The following is an 18,090-nucleotide window of genomic DNA, read 5'->3' as shown; positions in this document are numbered from 1 at the left end:
CGCCATATAGGCGTTCCGAATACCATCTGTCGTGATCGGCGCCTGCGCGCTCAGGTCTGCCATGCCCTGTCCCCCGGCTGCATATCAAAAAGGGCCCACCCTTTCCGGGTGGACCCATCTGTCATTCAAACTGGATCAGTTCGATTTGGCTTTACGGGCCTCGATGATCGACAGGTAAGCGTCATGACCGATCGGCTGGAAACCTTTGGCTTCACCGGCCATCACGCCATAGGCGCAATCGGGGTCCATCGCCGGAAGCGAGGCCATCAGCGCGGTCATGTTGACCTTGACGTCTTCCGGCAGTTCACTGCGCAGAACCACGGGGCCTTCCGGGATCGGCTTCGATTTCCAGATTTGAACCAGATCGTTCATGTCGATCAGGCCAGCGTCCACGGCCTTGCGTAGCGCGCCCGAGTTATAGCCGTCTTCCCAGTTGCCAAGACCATCGGCCCAAGTCACACCGGCATCAACGTCACCGTTGTTGACCGCAACGATGGTCTGCTCGTGGCCACCGGTGAATTTCACCTCGCCGAAGTAGTCACCCGACTGCATGGTGGCGTCGATTTCGGCAGGGATTTCAATCGAGGGGATCAGGTAACCGGAAGTCGAGTTCGGGTCGCCAAAGCCAAAAACCTTGCCTTCCATGTCGTCCAGCGAAGTGATGCCGCTGTCCTTGCGGGCAAACCCAACCGAGTGATAGCCATAGCCGCCGTCGACATTGGTTTTCACAAGGATCGGCTCAACCGCGTCAGGGTTTTCCAGATAGGTCTTGGCATAGCCCGAGGCGCCCAGCCACGCCATGTCGATGGTGCCACCCAGCAGGCCCTGGATCACGCCGTTGTAGTCGGCGGGGGCGAACAGCTTGGTTTCAACACCCAGCAGCTCTTCGGTCTTTTCGCGCAGGCACTCGTTCGAATTCAAACGGTCCTGGGCGTTTTCACCGCCCAGAAGGCCGATGCGGAATTCGGTGATCTCTTCGGCCAGCACGGGGCTGGTCAGGGCCGTGGTGGCCACGATGGCAGCAAGCAGTTTCTTCATGGTGTCTCTCCAGTTGGATTGAGTTGAGCTTGAGTTGAAGGCTCGGGGAAATCTCAAAGCGCGGCCTCGGCCTCGCGGATGGCCGCAATGCCCGGGCGCTCGATGGTCTCGATCGAGGTCGAGGTGCTGGCCTCGGAAAACCCGGCATCGGCGCCATAGATGTCGCGCGCCACACCGGTGGTCAGTTGCTCAGGGCTTCCATCGAAAACGATCCGCCCATGCAGCATGCCGATCACCCGGTCGCAATAGCGCCGCGCGGTATCCAAAGTGTGCAGGTTGGCAATCACCGTGCGCCCGTCTTCCTCGTGAATACGGCGCAGATCATCCATCACCACCTGCGCATTCATCGGGTCAAGGCTGGCAATCGGCTCATCGGCCAGAACGATCTTGGGATCCTGCATCAGCGCCCGGGCAATCGCCACGCGCTGCTGCTGCCCACCCGAAAGCGCCTCGGCCCGCTTGGGCGCATGTTCGGCAATGCCCAGCCGGTCCAGAATGTCGATGGCACGGTGAATGTCCTGCTCAGGATAAAGGTTGAACATGGTCGAGATCGTCGATCGGCGATTGAGCGTCCCATGCAGCACGTTCGAAACCACATCCATCCGCGGCACAAGGTTGAACTGCTGGAAGATCATCGCACAATCAGACTGCCACGCGCGCTTCTCCGCCCCCTTCAGGGCCGTCACATCGCGCCCCTCGAAGCCGATCTTGCCCTCGCTGGCATCGGTGAGCCGGTTCAGCATCCGCAAAAGCGTGGATTTCCCGGCACCCGACCGGCCGATGATCCCGATCATCGCGGGCCGCTCCACATCGAACGACACGGCATCCACGGCCGTGTTCTTGCCAAATCTGCGCGTCAGATTGCTTACTGTCAGCAATGCTCATCCCCCTTTGTCTTGGGGGCCCTCCTACGCGGCCTCCCTGAAGGGAATGCGACAGTTCGTTGAAAGTTTTGTAACGGACGCGATGGGCGAAAAGGCACCACACCTTGCCCCCGCGTCACCCCGTCCCTTGCCCAAACCCTGCACCGGGCGTAGGACAACCCCCATGACACCCGCCTCCAAACGCCTGACCCGTGATGATTGGCTCGCCGCCGGGCTCACCGCCCTGCGCAGCCATGGGCCCGAGGCATTGAAGGCCGAACCTCTGGCGCGCACCATGGGCACCACCAAGGGTTCCTTCTATTGGCATTTCGAGGATGTGCCCGCGTTTCACCGCGCCCTGCTGGCGATGTGGGAAGACACCGCCCAAGCCGCGCTGACGAAGGCACAAAGCGGCTCGGGCACGGCCACCTCGCGCCTGCGCCAAGCCGCCCAATCCATCGCCGATCATGCCGCGGGGGATGCCGCCATCCGCGCATGGGCTCCCGGGCACGCGGGCGCCGCAAAGACATTGGCGCGCATTGATGCCGCCCGCCTGGATACCCTGCACGACCTGCTGTCCGACGTGGGCGTGTCCAACCCCGAAATGGCCCGGATCATTCTGGCCAGCGGCATCGGCATGGCGCAACTGGGCGAAGACGGAACCGACGAAAACACCCAAGCCATCGGCTCCCTCGTCGATCTGGTGCTTGCCCTGCGTTAAACCACCTCGCCCGCGTCCAACCGCTCCAGGATACGCCGCGCGCCACTTAGCACCGCGTCGCGCTTGTCCTCATCCATCTTGTCCCAGGTGCGATACATCTGCCCCATCCGCGGATTACCCTGAAACCGCTCACGATGCCGCTGCATGAACTCCCAGAACAAAAGGTTGAACGGGCAGGCCCCCTCGCCCACCTTTTCCTTCACCGAATAGGCACAATCGCCGCAATAATCCGACATCTTGGCGATGTAATTGCCCGAACTCACATAGGGCTTGCTGGCGATGATCCCGCCATCGGCAAACTGGCTCATGCCAATCGTATTGGGGGCCTCCACCCATTCAAAGGCATCGGCATAAACCGCCAGATACCATTCATGCAACTGCCCCGGATCAACCCCGGCCAAAAGCGCGAAATTCCCCGTCACCATCAGCCGCTGGATATGATGCGCATAGGCCTCCTCGCGGGTCTGCGCCACTGCATGGCCGACGCAATTCATCCGCGTCTCGCCCCCCCAATACATCCACGGCAAGGCCCGGTCATGGCCCAGCGCGTTGCGCGCGGTATAGTCCGGCCCCTCGCGAAAATAGATGCCCCGCACATATTCGCGCCAGCCGATCACCTGCCGGATAAACCCCTCGGCGGCATTGATCGGCACACGGCCCGCTTTCCATTCCTCTTCCACACGGGTGCAGATTTCCACAGGATCAAGCAATCCAATGTTCAAATACGGAGATAACACCGAATGATGCAGGAACTTGTCGCCCTGCAACATCGCGTCCTGATAATCCCCGAACCCTTCCAGCAAATGCTTGGCGAAATGATCCAAAGCGCGCAGCGCCTGCGCCCGCGTCACGGCAAAATGAAAGGGCCGCAACTCCCCGAAATTCTCCCCAAACCGCGCCTCGACCAGATCAAGCACCTCTTCGGTCATCTCGTCCGGCGTGAACTCCATTGGCCCGGGCCGCAGCATATCACCCGAGGCAGGCTTGCGGTTGTCATGGTCGAAATTCCACTTGCCCCCCGCCGGTTTGTCGCCGTCCATCATCAGGCCCGTCTTGCGGCGCATCTCGCGATAGAAATACTCCATCCGAAGCTCTTTGCGTCCCTCGGCCCAACCGTCGAATTCCTGAAGCGAACAGATGAACCGATCATCCGGCAAAAGCGTCACGCTCAACGGCGCATTCTCCAGCGCCTCGATCAACCTCCATTCACCCGGTCGCGTGACCAGAACCTCGCTCACCCCATGCTCTTGGCCCCGGCGCATCAGCTCGCCCACGATGGATTTTGACGCCTCAGCGTCGTCCAACCGCGTATAGGCCACACGCCATCCATTCTCTTCCAGCTCCGCCGCGAAATGCCGCATCGCCGACAGCACCAGCGCGATCTTCTTGGGGTGGTGCGGCACATATCCGGCTTCGTCCCCCACCTCGGCCATAACGATCAGGTCCGTGTTCTTATCCGCCTCCCGCAGCGCCGAAAGCCCCTCGCTCAACTGGTCCCCAAGAACCAGAACCAACCGTTTCACCATGGCACGCGCTTTCCCGCCCAGTCATAAAATTGCCCCGTGTCCTCGGTGGTCAGCCCATCAATGACACTCAAAAGATTTCCCGCCGCCTCTTGCGGCGTGACCGTGGGATGCCCCTTGGCGTATTTCTCAGTCAGCGGCGTTTCCACCGTGCCGGGATGCAAAGCGACACAAATCGCTTGCTTGTGGCTCCGGCCAATCTCAATCGCCCCGGTGTGGATCATCTGGTTCAAGGCCGCCTTGGCCGTGCGGTAACTGTACCAGCCGCCAAACCCGTTATCGCCAATCGAGCCTACCCGCGCCGACAACGCGGCAAACACGCTTCGCCCGTCCTTCGGCAGTAGCCGGACGGCATGTTTCATCACCAGTGATGGCCCGACGCAATTCAACATGAACTGCGCGCGCATCGCTTCGGCATCCAAATGCTTTAGCGATTTCTCCGGCCCCCGGCCCTCCAACTCAAGCGCCCCGGTCGCGACAAAGATCAAATCGAACGGCCCGTCCAATTTGCCCAAAGCCGCCTCGACCGAGGCCTCATCGGTCACGTCCAACCCATCGTCGCGCCGCGACAGTCCCGTGACCGCCACACCGCGCTCTGCCAAAGCCTCCGAGATGGCCGTTCCAATCCCGCCCGAAGCGCCAATAATCAATGCATTTTCCATGGGTCGTGACCTAGCGGTCGGGCGGGTCAGATCAAGTCGGAAGGCAAAGCGCTAGCGCGCCATCAAAAACTCCGCCACCGCCTGATAGGCAGGCAAGGAGGTGGGGTCGATCAACCCATTCTGCGCACGCGGATACGAGGCCAAGCGCACCAAAACCATCTCGGCGGTCGGATCCACGTAAATCGTCTGCCCATGTACGCCCCGCGCGGCAAAAGCCCCATGTGCATTATGGAACACCCACCACTGGCTTGTGTAACTGCCATCGGGAATGGTCGGGAAACCGCCGAATTTCTCAGGGTCGCCCCCGGCCCGGATCGCCTCAACAACCTCTGCCGGGAACAATCGCTGGCCGTCCACCTCCCCGCCGTTCAAAACCACCTGACCCAAGCGGCCCAAATCCCGCAAACCGGCGGTAATCCCACCACCGGCAAAGGGCACCCCCTTGGCGTCTACCGTCTGATAGGCGTCTTGTTCCGCCCCCATGGGCCGCCACAAGCGCTCCGAGGCCAGTTCCGTCACCGATTTGCCACTCACCCGGCTGACAATCCAACCCAGCATATCTGAGTTGATGGTCTTGTAATGGAAAGCCTCGCCATGTTCCCCGTCCGGCTCGACCTGCTGCAAATACTCCCAATACCCATTCGGCCCCGCGTATCCTTCGGGCTTGGGCAAGGGGCTGGCCGCCGCCGAATATTTCCAAATATCCGCCTCGGGGTCGGAATAATCCTCAGAATACCTGACGCCCGTTGTCATATCCATGACCTCGCGCACCGTGGCACCGGCAAAGGCACTCTCGCCAATCTCCGGGATCACATCGCGCACCAAAAGGCTGTCGTCCAATTGCCCCTCGGCCACAAGGATCTGCGCCAACAAGCCGGTCACCGATTTGGTCATCGACATGATGGCGTGCTTTTTGTCCTCCTCAAGACAGCCAAAATAACGCTCATAAACCACCTCGCCGTTATGCAGGATCAATATCCCATCGGTGTAATTGGCATAAAGCGATTGCTCCCACGTCATCGCCTCCCCTGCGCCAATCGGCATGAAGCTCAACGCGTCAATCTGCTGTCGCAGGTCCGCGAATTCAACAGGCGCAGGATAGGACAGAGGCTTTGGTGCGCCAATGCCGCGACTGATCACTTCGGTGGGCAAAAACTCTCGCAGGTGGCACACCGTCCAGCGCAACTTGGGAAAACTGAAATAGTTCGAATCCGGCTGTGTGATCATTTTCTCTGCCGGTGGTGGAAACCCTTCCATCCACCCCATGACGCGCGGATCAGACTCCTGCGCTGTCAAAACATCTGATTGCGCGTGGGCAATCATTCCCACGACTGAAAAAATCGTTGCAACAACACCAAGCTTGAAACCCTTTATGAGACCAACCATGCACGCCTCCATCGATTAGGGCATCCCCTGAGATCTCAATCCTTAATCCTCGATCGGTCTAAAGCAAGTAAACGTACCGTACGCCACGCATGGCTGAAAGTCTTTACGAAGGGTTGAAGTCTGGTTCTTGTGCCTTGCCGCGATGAGTTTCGTACGACTCGTACGAAATATTTCGGGCCCTGCCCGCTTTTCGTACGAAACTCCGGGGGCAAGCGTACGACTCGTACGAAAATTTCCGGGGTTTTCATCGCCCGCCATCATGCCTATACTTTCTGCTATGATGATGACGCAGGACCATATGCTTTCTGGCCAAACGCCCCGCAATGCGGGTTGCGTTTCTGTCCTGCTACTCCTAAGCCGCCTCTGAGCGTGCCATCATCCGGCGCGACCGCTCAGAGGGTGTGCTTTTTCTCTTTCGCGCCAATGGCTTAGGATAACGAACGAGACCCGACATGACTGATACTTCCAAAGACCGCGTGGTGATTTTCGACACCACCCTGCGCGACGGCGAACAATCCCCCGGCGCCACCATGACCCATGATGAAAAGCTCGAAATCGCCGCCATGCTCGATGACATGGGCGTTGATATCATCGAGGCCGGATTCCCCATCGCATCCGAAGGCGACTTCCGCGCCGTTTCAGAGATTGCCAAAAATTCCGTAAACTCGACGATCTGTGGCTTGGCCCGTGCCAACCCCAAGGATATCGACCGCTGCTGGGAGGCTGTGAAACACGCAAAAAGCCCGCGAATTCATACCTTTATCGGGACCTCGCCGCTGCACCGGGCGATCCCGAACCTCACCCAAGACGAGATGGCCGAGCGGATTCACGAGACCGTCACGCATGCCCGCAACCTTTGTGACAACGTGCAATGGTCGCCCATGGATGCGACTCGCACCGAGTGGGATTACCTCGCCCGCGTCGTCGAAATCGCCATCAAGGCCGGTGCCACCACGATCAACATCCCCGACACCGTCGGCTACACCGCCCCCGTCGAATCCGCCGAGTTGATCGAACGCCTGATCGCCGAAGTCCCCGGTGGCGATGAGGTGGTCTTTGCCACCCACTGTCACAACGATCTGGGCATGGCGACGGCCAACGCCCTGGCCGCCGTGGCCGGTGGCGCGCGGCAAATTGAGTGTACAATCAATGGCTTGGGCGAGCGCGCGGGCAACACCGCATTGGAAGAGGTCGTCATGGCCCTCAAGGTGCGCGGCGATATCATGCCCTATTACACGCATGTCGACAGCCGCAAGATCATGAACATCTCGCGCCGCGTCGCTACCGTTTCGGGCTTCCCCGTTCAATACAACAAGGCCATCGTCGGCAAGAACGCGTTCGCCCATGAATCCGGCATCCACCAAGACGGCATGCTCAAAAACGCCGAAACCTTCGAAATCATGCGCCCCGAAGACGTGGGCCTCTCTGAGACCAATATCGTTTTGGGCAAACACTCCGGCCGCGCCGCCCTGCGCTCAAAGTTGAAAGACCTCGGGTACGATCTGGCCGAGAACCAGCTCAATGACATGTTCGTGCGCTTCAAAGATCTCGCTGACCGCAAAAAAGAGGTTTATGATGAAGACCTTATCGCCCTGATGCGCGCGGGCGAGGACGAGGCGAAAGACCGCCTTGTCGTCAAATCCCTGCGCGTGGTCTGTGGCACCGGCGGCCCGGCTGAGGCCGAGTTGGTGATGACCATAGATGGCGAGGAAAAGACCGCCAAGCAAACCGGCGACGGCCCGGTTGACGCCACCTTCAAGGCCGTGCGCGAGTTGCACCCCAACTCCGCCCACCTGTCGCTCTACCAAGTGCATGCCGTGACCCAAGGCACCGACGCGCAAGCCACTGTTTCGGTCCGTTTGGAGGAAGACGGCAACATCGCCACCGGACAATCGGCCGACACCGACACGGTGGTCGCCTCGGCCAAGGCCTATGTCAATGCGCTCAACCGCTTGCTGGTGCGCCGCGGCCGTGTCGGCGAAGACGAAAAAGAGATCAATTACAAGGACGTATCGTAACTAAGCGCCTTTGATCCAACCAAAAGCCCGGCCCGTTTGGCCGGGCTTTTTTATGACATGTCTGCCCTTGCGCGCAGCCTGTCCACAAACCGCTGCCGCGCCCCGGGAAGTGGCGTGTTGCCCATTTCCGGGGCCAAATGATTGTGCAAGAAGTGACCTGTCACCCGAAACGCCTCCACCAATTCCGCATCCGGCGCCGCCCCCTCGCCCAACAGACACGGCGGCAGCGGCAAAAGTTTATCGGCCCAGTCTCCGGCCCCGGCCCGCGATACCGCCCGCCCGGTACGCGGTGAGACAAAGCTCAAGTCATTCGCCTGTCGCCCCAGCACCGCACAAGTGGATAGGTCCAGGCCGAAACCCATGTCATCCAATAGGGTCATTTCCCACCGCAAGTAGGCCAAGGGCCAGATCTCGGATTGTCCCAGAAGGTCAAGTAGTTGCTCAGTTTTTTCATAAAGGCGCGCATGTGCCTCACGCTCAGGCAGGCAAAAAAGCAACAAAGCCGTCACCGCGTTCAACCCCGCGAGTGACAGCCTGTCCCCCATCGACGCCGCCGCACGTGACCGCAAAGGTTCAACCGTAAACGTCCCGATATGATCCTCCAGTCGCGCCCGCCACTTTAGGTCAAGTTGCGCGCCGGGCTGCAAAATCGGTGCCAGTTTGCGCGATGTCCCACCCCGCACCACCCCTGCATGCCGGCCACGCCCCGGCGTAAAAACCTCGATTATCGCCGAGGTCTCCCCATGCGTTCGGCTCGACAAAAGTATGCCCTGATCACGCCATTCCATGCCTGCATAGGACACCAGCCAAGACATATTGCCAAGGGCCGCAATTTCCTGACCTCCGGGCCTTTCCATCCAAGCGCAACCTGCGGCATAGTCAGCGTGAGTTTGAAACGGTTTCGCGGGATGCCACAGGCCATGGTCAATACCACATGCCCCAATTGCGGTGATGATGCCGCCCCCGCGCTTGACCGTCTGCGCATGACCCCCTGTGCCTCCTGCGGCACAACACTTTTCATCCATGATGACCGTATGGAACTGGCCGGTGAGCAAGGTGTGATGCACGACGCCCCGATGCTCTTTGACCTTGGCGATACAGTCCACCTGCCGCGCGGGCATTTTACAGCCATGGGACATGCCCGGTTCAGCTATGGGCGCGGGGTCTGGGATGAATTTTGGGGGCTGGATGAGGAAGGACTGCGCTGTTGGCTGAGCGTTGATGAGGGTGACCTTGTCCTACAATATCCTTTGAAATCAAACCAATACCCTGCATTGGATCGCGTTCCGTTGATTGGGCATGTATTTCAGTGGAATTACATGCGCTTCACCGTCACCGAATTGGACGAGGCCGAGTGCATCGCCTTGCGCGGTTCATTCGAAGACGTGCCCGTGGTCGGTGAACGGTATACCTTTTTCAACTGCACCGCCGATGACATGCGCCTGTTGTCCGGGGAATTCTGGGACGGGGGGCGCGCATGGTATATCGGCCATTGGCATGATCCGTTCGAGGTTCGGGTGGAACGTGCCGCATGACCCGGCTGGGCGGCCCCAAGGCGATCAATTGTCCCTCCTGCGCGGCGGGCTTGGACGTCTTGGGCGGGGGCCGTGTCGTTGTGCAAATCTGCGGCTATTGCGGCACCGAGCTTGATGCACTTGATGACTACAAGGTGCTTCGGACATTCGCAGATATGGAGCGGCCCGAGACCCCTTTCAAAATCGGGATGCAGGGCAAGATCGACGCGGTGGAGTATACCATTATCGGCACCCTTGGCATGATGGAACGCTGGCATGGGATGACGTGGAGATGGGTGGATCATCAATTGTATTCCCCCACCCATGGCTACGCGTGGCTGACCTTTGAGAACGACCATGTGATTTTCACCCGTCGATTTCGCCGCCCCCTGACGCCCGCTTGGATGTCGACCCGATGGGTGGAAAGCTCGGAATCGCCCCCCGTCGTCTACGACGGGCGGGAACGGTACAAGTACTATGAGACATCCACCTCTGAGATTACCTTTGCCGAGGGGGAGTTTACCTGGGTGCCAAATATCGGGGACAAGGCGACGACTGTCACCGCCATGTCAGACGCGCATATGCTGGGTTTCACCGACACTGGCCGGGAGCGCGAGGTGGAGCGTTCCCGCTATTTACCGCAGGACGAAACTTTCACCTCTTTCGGTGCGAAGCCTGAGTACCTCCCGAACCGGGTCCACCCTTTGCAGCCCTTCGAGGCAGGCAAAAATCATGCCTTTTTGCGGAACACGACACTTGCCTTTACCGTGCTGGCCTTGGTGGGCATGATTTTTGTTAAAGGCACCGAGGCCCGGCGCGTTGTGCTTGACAGCCAGACATTCAGCATCTCTGAATTGCCGCAAGAGGTTAGCTTCGAGATTTCCGATACCGCCAAGTTATCGGGCCTTACCTTTGTCACGGATGTCGATAACAGTTGGGCATGGCTCGAGGTTTCCCTCTATGGTCCAGACGGCGCCCCCTTGTTCGAGGCTGGGCGCGAAGTGGGCTTTTACCATGGACGGGATGCCGATGGACGGTGGACCGAAGGATCGCCGAGCACGACAATTCTATTTCGCGCGAAGCAAGCTGGCACCCATACGGCAGAACTGGACGTGACAGAGCAAGGGACATGGATTGGCGCCACGACAGCCATCACCCGGTTGAGCGTGTCGGCAGATGAAGGACGCTCAAGCAGTTTTTGGCTTTTGCTTTGCACCGGCCTTTTTGGCCTGCTTTTCCTGTGGAAGGCAGCTAAGCCTATCTTGCACAAAAAGGCCCGCTGGCGCGGGACCGATTGGACCGACGAGGATTAAGCCATGACTCCGTTTCGCGTCATCTTCCTTTTGGCTTGCGTTTTGATCCTTGGGGGGAGCGGCTACCTGTCTTACTATGGGATTTGGCGCGAAAGCTCTGATTTGAACACCTCGGTGCGCGCGGGCAGCGGCGGTGGATATTACTCGAACACCCGTGTGAAATAACGCAGCGAGGATTCAATGGACCCATTTACGGCCGTAGCGCTTCCCGAAATCGTCAGCACCGTAGTCTACACTCTTTTGGGGGTTCTCCTGATGTGGGGCTGCTGGAAGGTGATTGACCTGCTCACGCCCTTTTCCATCGTCAAAGAAATCGAAGACGGGCACAATATGGCCCTCGCCATTTTGATCGGGTCCGTGTTTATCGCGCTGTCCATAATAATCGCAGCTGTTATCCTGTCATGACACAAGACGCGCCCGTCGCGCGGCGGCGGGAACTCTGGCTTTTGGCTGCGACTTTTCTGGTGGCTGTCGCCGGGCTGATCTACGAGTTGGTTGCCGCAACACTCTCGAGCTATCTGCTTGGCGACTCTGTGCGCCAGTTTAGCCTCGTGATCGGGTTGTTCCTGTCGTCCATGGGTCTTGGCGCTTGGCTTTCGCGATATGTCGATGAGGCGCTATCTGGCTTTGTCTGGGCGCAAATTGGTCTTGGAATCGTCGGCGGTTTCATGGCACCGGTTTTGTTCTTTTCTTACGCTTTTCTGGGGCATGTGGGCCTGTTGCTCTACAGCCTGCTGGGGCTGGTAGGTATCTTGGCGGGGATGGAAATTCCACTGATTGCGCGTGTGCTGGAGGGTGAAGGCGCTCATAGGTTTCGCTTCGAGAACGTGCTGACCGCCGACTATCTCGGCGCCCTCATCGCTTCGGTGGCTTTTCCCATCATCGTTGTGCCATTTCTTGGCCTGATGTCGGCGAGCCTTGTTTTTGGGTGCCTAAACCTCGGAGTGGCCGGTTTAACCCTATGGCTGTTTCGGGATAGGATTTTGCGTGGCGTGTGGCTTGTATGGGCGGTTTCCATGCTTGCCTCCCTCGGCGCACTTGCGAACTCTGAACGGTTGGTCAATGTGGTTGACGCCAATCTTTACGAGGATGACATCATCCTTAATGAAGCAACCCCATACCAGCAAATCACAGTAACCCGGTTTCGCGACCGGGTTCGCCTGTTTCTGGATCGCTCCATTCAGTTCGATACGCTGGATGAACATCGCTATCACGAGGCCTTGGTTCATCCCGCCCTGTCCCTCGCACCACGCAAAGCCAAGGTTTTGATTCTGGGAGGCGGGGATGGGATGGCAGCGCGGGAAGCCCTGCGCCACAGATCTGTCGAGACTGTCACGCTTGTTGATCTCGACCCACGGGTCACTGAGCTTTTCCGCGATCATCCGAAGCTGTCACCACTTAACGATCATGCCTTGCAAGACCCCCGCGTAGAAATCATCAACATGGATGCTTGGCAATTCGTGGATGGCGGGACGGACGTTTATGATGTCATAATCGCCGACTTACCCGACCCGCGCTCTATCAACCTGTCGAAACTCTACACGCGCGCCTTTTACACCTTGATAACACAGCGGCTCTCGGCGCAGGGAATCTTCGTTACACAGGCAGGATCACCGCTTTTTGCACGCGATGCCTTTTGGTCCGTGGTGGCAACATTGGAAGCTGCAAACGCACCCGGTGCGGTTGACCATGGTCTCTGGACCCTACCCTATCATGTGCATGTTCCAAGTTTTGGCGACTGGGGCTTTGTCCTGGCCGCAGGCGAGGCCCTGCGGCAAAACACGGTTCAATTTCCGCGAGGCCTGAAGTTCCTTACAGTAAGCACCTGGCAGGCGTCTCAAGTCTTTGGCCGCGACGTGTCGCGGACCGACGTGGACATCAATACGCTCCAATCTCACGCATTGGTCGGCTACTACAACGCCGGTTGGGACCATTGGTTCCGATGAGGCGTACGTGTCACTTCGGTTCGTTTCACAAAATCCGGGCGCAGTGTTTCTTCCAGATACTTGGCAGCAATATGCGCATCGGCCGCGCCGCACATGAAAATGTCAATCGCGGCGTAATCCAGCTCGGGCCATGTATGAATGGATATGTGGGACTCCGCCAAAAGCACGACCCCTGTTACACCGCCACCCTCGCCAAAGTGATGAAACTTCGAATCTACAACGGTTGCCCCGGCCTTGAGCGACGCAGCGCGCAAAGCGGCTTCCAGTGCCTCTGTGTCTTTCGCATACCGGCCACCGAAGTGGTCCAGGATCAAATGGCATCCGGGAAGATGGTCTTGCACTGACATGCAGCTTGTCTAGCCGAGGTTGATGGCACGTGGAAGACTGGATCAAACGCCCCAAGCGGCGCATTTTCGGTCAACCGTCTTGCGGGATACTCCAAGCCTGCGCGCGGCTTCGGCACGGTTTCCGCCGCAGGCGTCCAACACATTCATGATATGACGTTGTTCAACAAGTTCGAGCGTTTCAATGGCTTCAGCCCCGGTCACACGCCCGGACCCTGCGAATTCCTCCGGGAATTGTCCCAAGATAACCGAACGTTCGATCAGATTGCGCAATTCCCGCACATTCCCGGGCCAATCATAGCGGCTTAACTTTAAAAGGACCTCTTCGTTCATATCGAGTGCGGGCAACCCGAGCATTCGGGAAAAATCGCTCATGAACAGGGACGCAAGTTCGACAATGTCTTCGGTGCGCTCGTTCAAAAGCGGCATCTCGATTTTCATCACATTGATACGATGGTAGAGATCGGCACGAAAACGTCCTTCCGCGACTTCGGCTTCGAGATCAGCATTGGTCGCAAAGAAGAAACGCAAATTGAGTGGAATGTCACGTTCAGCGCCAGTGGGACGTATGCGGCAATCTTCCAACACGCGTAACAGGCTGGCTTGCACCTGCTCTGGCAATTGCGCGACCTCGTCAAGAAACAGGGTGCCACCGTCAGCATGCAGGAACAAGCCGTCCTTGCGCCCGGCATCACCCTTTATGACACCAAACAAATCATCCGCGATGCGATCCGGCGCAATTGCTGCGCAATTGACCGCGACAAAGGGTTTCTCAGCACGGTCTGACATTCCGTGAAGCGTCCGCGCCGCGATTTCCTTGCCAGTACCGCTCGCCCCGGTGAATAGAACGGACGTCGGCAAAGGAGCGACCCTGTCCAAGATATCGCGCACCTTGGCAATGGCTGGCGAATTCCCCAGCAACCGACCACGCGCAGTTTGCCCGACTTCGGACAGTTCATGCTTGAGCAGATCGTTCTCGCGTCTCAGATACTTGCGATCAAGGGCGCGTGAAACGGCATTGAGAATTTGATTTGCGCGAAATGGCTTGAGCACAAAATCCGCGACCCCAGCCCGCAAGGCGCGAATGGCGGTATCCAAATCCGCATAGGCGGTGATCAGGATCGCATCCGCGAACAACCCGATGCGGCGCTGTTCGGCAAGCCAGTCCAACCCCGTCACATCGGGCATGATGTTATCGAGAACGACGAGATCGAAATGCGATTGATCCAAAAACTCGGTTGCTTGCTTGCATGACGCAGCCTGCTCGACCCGCTTGCAATGCGGTTCGAGCACCTTGGTCAGGAAATTGCGCATACCGGGTTCATCGTCGATAACAAGAATCGACGCGAGCGCAAGGTTCTCCCCATAGTCGCTACTATCGGAGCGCGTCCTGTCCTGAAGGGGCAAGGTCATTCGTTGGCATCGCCTATGCGGACGGCATCACCCGAGAATACTTGCTCAGCGGAAAACCCCGCTTGATTGAGGCCATAATAGGCCCCGACGGTGATAATTGCTGTGACGGCGAAAGCGGCATACATGGCTTTCATTTCAGTTCTCCTTGGTGGCTGTGGCGCGACGTAGAAATGTAATCAAATCCTGCCGGTCGCTGTCTTGCGTGATCCTTTGCATTGGCATCTTGGACCCTGGAATATAATGATCTGGCCCAATGTCGAACAGGGCATCAATAGTGTCATCGGTCCAGGTGATCTCGGCGTTTTTCAGTGTCTGCGAGTAAGGGTATTCCGGCAGGGTACCGGCAGCACGCCCAAATAACCCGTAAAGGCTTGGTCCCGCCTTGCGCGAAGGCGGCGGTGTCAGCGCGTGACAGATTGAGCACTTGCGCATGAATTGTCTTTCTCCATTGGGCATACTATCCGGATCACGCAAGAAACTGCGCTCTTCACCACCTGCCGGATCAAACTCATCCAGCATCGTCACGGGCCAGGAATAGACAACGTCGCTCAGACCCGCAGCAAGCACATTCTGCCCATCGTTGCTGAAGGCCAAGGCCCAGACAGGCCCCTGCTGCATCGCACGAAAATCGCGGACAATTCGCCAGCTATCGGTATCAATGATCATGATGAAGCCATGCCCATCACCAACGGCCAATTGTTCACTTGCCGCATGGCGCGCCAAGGAAAGTATGGGGCGGCGATCAAGCGAAAAATCATAGAGCTCCTCGCCGGTTCTCGCGTCAATCACCCGCGTCACGCCATCCACAGCGCCATAGACGAGCCAATTGTCATTTGGCCCAACCAGCACACGATTGATCCCGAAGCCTTGGTTTATCAGCACTTGATCACTGCCAGATGCGATATCCCAAATGCGAAGCGTGCCGTCGGCAGAGGCAGAATAGAGCAGGCCATTTCGCCCAAACACTACCGAATTGACGGGACCTTCATGACCTTCGAGAAAACGCTCTTCACTGCCGTCCAACGGCCAAATGCCAATCGTGCCATCCCAACTGGCCGAGGCAAGGGTTTGCCGGTCTGGCGATACCGCCAGCCCCATGACCTTGCCCTTGTGGCCTTCAAACCGCGTTTTGGACCCAGATTTCGTATCCCAAACCAGAATCGAGAAATCATCCGCGGCAGAGACCAGCTTGCCGGGGCCGGCGAAAGTAACAGTGTTGACCGCCGCGTTGTGCCCCTCAAGCCAAGTCGGTGAGCGCGCATCCCAAAGGCCAACCGAGTTGTCGAAACTTGCAGTGGCAACCTGACCGGTATCCTCATTCACTGCAATCCCCATAACGGGGCCGCCATGCCCTTTCAACGTTGTGAACTGCTGACTGGCCGCCGGGACAGCGGCCAGAAAGAAGACAGTAAAGTAGGCACCAAGGGCACGCATCACTCGGCAGGGGTTGATGCCTTGCCCGGCGTGGGAGCTTGATCCTTTTCTTGCAGCTCCTCCAGCCACAAGGAGTGGTGCTCACGCGCCCATTGCTCTTCGACCTCTCCCGAGCCCATGGCGTCGAAAGCACCCTCCATACCGACCGAACCGATATAGATATGGGCAAGGATAATCGCCATCAGGACGAAGCTGACAATGGCGTGCCACGATTGGGCCAACTGCATTTCTTCATGCGGGGCAAGGTCGGTAGGCAACGCACCAAAACCAAGCACTTGGGGCAAACCCATTCCGTTCAACATCTCGAAGGTCTTGGCGAACATCGGCAATTCGAACGGGAACAGTAGCGAAAGACCTGATGCGGAAATCGACGCCCCAAGAAGGATCACCGACCAGAAAATCACCTTTTGGCCCGCGTTGAATTTCTTGGCGGGCGGATGCACGCCTTTCTTGAAAATGCCGCCACCCACGGCAAGCCATTTCAGATCGGTCTTGTTCGGAATGTTGTGAACAACCCAGAACACGAAAGCGAGGATCAGGCCCAACATGAAGGCCCATGAGATATTGTTGTGGACCCATTTGCTGGCCACGGCGATTGTCGCAAACGCCTCATGACCGAAGGTCGGGATCAGGAATTTTCGCCCCATGAGCGAGATCAATCCGGTTATCCCCAAGACAATGAAAGATCCAGCCATCAACCAATGCGCAAAACGCTCCATGAACTGGAATCGCGTCACAGTGCGACCGGTCTTGTCGCCATCAATCGTGATGCGGCCACGGAAAAGGTAAAATAGCGCCAACAGGCCCAGAGTGCCGATAAGTCCCCACCCACCGTAGGTGATCAGCGGACCCTCACGGAACTCCAGCCATGCCATGCCACCGTCCTGCACCAGAACCTTGGCTTCTTCGCCCCCCGCAGAGACCTTCACATTGGCCTCGTTGAACCGCAGGTCGCGCCAGACTTCCGCGTCCGAGATGGGGCCTAGCGGTCCAAGGCCGGGCGCGGACTCTCCGTCGCTCTCGCCGCCTTGCCGATAGCTATTGTCAACTGTTTCGCCCCGTTGGCGGGCAAGAATATCTTCCAAGGTTGGCGCACCGCCCGTCGCCGAACGATCGATTTGCGGCGTTTCACCAGCTTCTTGGGCCGATACGGGGGCCACCAAGAGCAAAGACACCAATAGAGTGCACAGAAGACGGGTCATGGCGATCTGTCCTGTTCAAGAATTATGGGCAACCCAGTCGGGCGACAGAAGCACCGCCCGACTGTTTGTAAAAGGCTTTCGACGCGCGCCAGGGCGCGCGCCCCGATCCAAAAGGATCAGCCGCCTTTTTGTTCGTAGGCCGTACCCCAGCCCCAAGCACCTGTGCCGAAACCGCGTGCGACAACACGCTCACGGTAAATGTTGGCGACCACGTCGCCATCACCGGCCAGAAGTGCCTTGGTCGAGCACATCTCGGCGCAGATCGGCAGTTTGCCTTCCGCGATCCGGTTGCGCCCATACTTCTGGAACTCGGCTTGGGAGTGGTTTTCTTCGGGGCCACCGGCGCAGAAGGTACATTTGTCCATCTTGCCGCGGCTGCCGAAGTTGCCTGCCTGCGGGTATTGCGGCGCGCCGAAGGGGCACGCGTAGAAGCAATAACCACAGCCGATGCAGAGGTCCTTGGAGTGCAGAACCACCCCTTCCTCGTTCTGGTAAAAGCAGTCTACCGGGCAGACCGCCATACAGGGTGCATCGGAACAGTGCATACAGGCGACCGAGATCGACCGTTCACCGGGTTTACCATCTTCAATGGTGACGACCCGACGGCGGTTGATACCCCAAGGCACCTCATGCTCGTTCTTACAGGCAGTGACACAAGCGTTGCATTCAATGCAGCGTTCGGCGTCACAGAGGAATTTAGCTCTAGCCATTTC

At 58.3% G+C, this 18,090-nt stretch carries 19 protein-coding genes; 7 read left to right on the top strand and 12 right to left on the bottom strand.

The genetic code is table 11. The features are described from left to right. Window positions 1-135: 135 nt before the first annotated feature. Together phnD and phnC are read right to left on the bottom strand one after the other, a co-directional pair. The gene (phnD, locus tag QZ498_RS13150; protein ID WP_294622957.1) at window positions 136-1,038 is read right to left on the bottom strand and encodes a phosphonate ABC transporter substrate-binding protein; all 903 of its coding nucleotides are present in this window, start codon (window positions 1,036-1,038) and stop codon (window positions 136-138) included. Window positions 1,039-1,091: 53 nt separating this feature from the next. Continuing rightward, entirely contained in the window at window positions 1,092-1,916 is an 825-nt protein-coding gene (gene phnC, locus QZ498_RS13145; RefSeq protein WP_294622955.1) for a phosphonate ABC transporter ATP-binding protein, read from the bottom strand. A 169-nt stretch (window positions 1,917-2,085) separates the two neighbouring features. Between phnC and QZ498_RS13140 the strand changes: the two genes are divergently transcribed. Continuing rightward, window positions 2,086-2,622 (top strand): TetR/AcrR family transcriptional regulator, encoded by a 537-nt coding sequence (locus QZ498_RS13140; protein WP_294622953.1) that lies wholly within the window; start codon window positions 2,086-2,088, stop codon window positions 2,620-2,622. Here QZ498_RS13140 and QZ498_RS13135 read toward each other — a convergent pair. From QZ498_RS13135 to QZ498_RS13125, 3 genes are read right to left on the bottom strand one after another with little or no spacing between them, the layout of a single operon-like run. Then, window positions 2,619-4,148, bottom strand: a complete 1,530-nt coding sequence (locus tag QZ498_RS13135) for a cryptochrome/photolyase family protein (protein ID WP_294622951.1) — start codon at window positions 4,146-4,148, stop codon at window positions 2,619-2,621. The two genes, QZ498_RS13140 and QZ498_RS13135, sit on opposite strands and share 4 nt — an antisense overlap. Further along, entirely contained in the window at window positions 4,142-4,807 is a 666-nt protein-coding gene (locus QZ498_RS13130; RefSeq protein ID WP_294622949.1) for an SDR family NAD(P)-dependent oxidoreductase, read from the bottom strand. The genes QZ498_RS13135 and QZ498_RS13130 overlap by 7 nt, the downstream gene beginning before the upstream one ends. A gap of 51 nt (window positions 4,808-4,858) precedes the next feature. Then, entirely contained in the window at window positions 4,859-6,034 is a 1,176-nt protein-coding gene (locus QZ498_RS13125) for a serine hydrolase (RefSeq protein ID WP_294622947.1), read from the bottom strand. A 611-nt stretch (window positions 6,035-6,645) separates the two neighbouring features. On the opposite strand from QZ498_RS13125, the gene QZ498_RS13120 reads away from it, so the two are divergent. After that, entirely contained in the window at window positions 6,646-8,211 is a 1,566-nt protein-coding gene (locus QZ498_RS13120) for a 2-isopropylmalate synthase (RefSeq protein WP_294622945.1), read from the top strand. 50 nt (window positions 8,212-8,261) lie between these two features. On the opposite strand, the gene recO is transcribed toward QZ498_RS13120, so the two are convergent. Further along, the gene (gene recO / locus QZ498_RS13115) at window positions 8,262-8,999 is read right to left on the bottom strand and encodes a DNA repair protein RecO (RefSeq protein ID WP_294622961.1); all 738 of its coding nucleotides are present in this window, start codon (window positions 8,997-8,999) and stop codon (window positions 8,262-8,264) included. Window positions 9,000-9,095: 96 nt separating this feature from the next. Between recO and QZ498_RS13110 the strand changes: the two genes are divergently transcribed. From QZ498_RS13110 to QZ498_RS13090, 5 genes are read left to right on the top strand one after another with little or no spacing between them, the layout of a single operon-like run. Continuing rightward, window positions 9,096-9,746, top strand: a complete 651-nt coding sequence (locus QZ498_RS13110) for a DUF4178 domain-containing protein (RefSeq protein WP_294622943.1) — start codon at window positions 9,096-9,098, stop codon at window positions 9,744-9,746. Beyond that, the gene (locus tag QZ498_RS13105) at window positions 9,743-11,038 is read left to right on the top strand and encodes a DUF4178 domain-containing protein (RefSeq protein ID WP_294622942.1); all 1,296 of its coding nucleotides are present in this window, start codon (window positions 9,743-9,745) and stop codon (window positions 11,036-11,038) included. The genes QZ498_RS13110 and QZ498_RS13105 overlap by 4 nt, the downstream gene beginning before the upstream one ends. Window positions 11,039-11,041: 3 nt before the next feature. Beyond that, the gene (locus tag QZ498_RS13100) at window positions 11,042-11,203 is read left to right on the top strand and encodes a hypothetical protein (protein WP_294622940.1); all 162 of its coding nucleotides are present in this window, start codon (window positions 11,042-11,044) and stop codon (window positions 11,201-11,203) included. Between the two features lie 15 nt (window positions 11,204-11,218). Continuing rightward, window positions 11,219-11,443 carry a DUF350 domain-containing protein gene (locus QZ498_RS13095; RefSeq protein WP_294622938.1) on the top strand — a complete coding sequence of 75 codons (225 nt, stop codon included), beginning with the start codon at window positions 11,219-11,221 and terminating at the stop codon, window positions 11,441-11,443. Further along, the gene (locus QZ498_RS13090; RefSeq protein WP_294622936.1) at window positions 11,440-12,984 is read left to right on the top strand and encodes a polyamine aminopropyltransferase; all 1,545 of its coding nucleotides are present in this window, start codon (window positions 11,440-11,442) and stop codon (window positions 12,982-12,984) included. Before QZ498_RS13095 ends, QZ498_RS13090 begins: the two co-directional genes overlap by 4 nt. Here the strand turns inward: QZ498_RS13090 and speD are convergent. The 6 genes from speD to fdh3B all read right to left on the bottom strand — a co-directional run bounded on the left by speD (window position 12,951) and on the right by fdh3B (window position 18,087). Further along, window positions 12,951-13,331, bottom strand: a complete 381-nt coding sequence (gene speD, locus QZ498_RS13085; protein ID WP_294622934.1) for an adenosylmethionine decarboxylase — start codon at window positions 13,329-13,331, stop codon at window positions 12,951-12,953. The two genes, QZ498_RS13090 and speD, sit on opposite strands and share 34 nt — an antisense overlap. Window positions 13,332-13,373: 42 nt before the next feature. Then, window positions 13,374-14,741 carry a sigma-54 dependent transcriptional regulator gene (locus QZ498_RS13080; protein WP_294622932.1) on the bottom strand — a complete coding sequence of 456 codons (1,368 nt, stop codon included), beginning with the start codon at window positions 14,739-14,741 and terminating at the stop codon, window positions 13,374-13,376. Beyond that, window positions 14,738-14,875, bottom strand: a complete 138-nt coding sequence (locus QZ498_RS13075) for a hypothetical protein (RefSeq protein ID WP_294622930.1) — start codon at window positions 14,873-14,875, stop codon at window positions 14,738-14,740. The genes QZ498_RS13080 and QZ498_RS13075 overlap by 4 nt, the downstream gene beginning before the upstream one ends. 1 nt (window position 14,876) lies before the next feature. Further along, window positions 14,877-16,175, bottom strand: a complete 1,299-nt coding sequence (locus tag QZ498_RS13070) for a c-type cytochrome (RefSeq protein ID WP_294622928.1) — start codon at window positions 16,173-16,175, stop codon at window positions 14,877-14,879. Beyond that, entirely contained in the window at window positions 16,175-17,377 is a 1,203-nt protein-coding gene (locus QZ498_RS13065; RefSeq protein ID WP_294622927.1) for a formate dehydrogenase subunit gamma, read from the bottom strand. The genes QZ498_RS13070 and QZ498_RS13065 overlap by 1 nt, the downstream gene beginning before the upstream one ends. A 116-nt stretch (window positions 17,378-17,493) precedes the next feature. Continuing rightward, on the bottom strand, window positions 17,494-18,087 hold the full coding sequence (fdh3B, locus tag QZ498_RS13060) for a formate dehydrogenase FDH3 subunit beta (RefSeq protein ID WP_294622925.1): 594 nt from the start codon (window positions 18,085-18,087) through the stop codon (window positions 17,494-17,496). Window positions 18,088-18,090: the final 3 nt, after the last annotated feature.

Source organism: uncultured Roseovarius sp. (assembly GCF_913057115.1).
Taxonomy (GTDB): domain Bacteria; phylum Pseudomonadota; class Alphaproteobacteria; order Rhodobacterales; family Rhodobacteraceae; genus Roseovarius.
The sequence above is the reverse complement of the archived record's forward strand: the minus strand, read 5'-3'. Positions and strand labels throughout refer to the sequence as shown.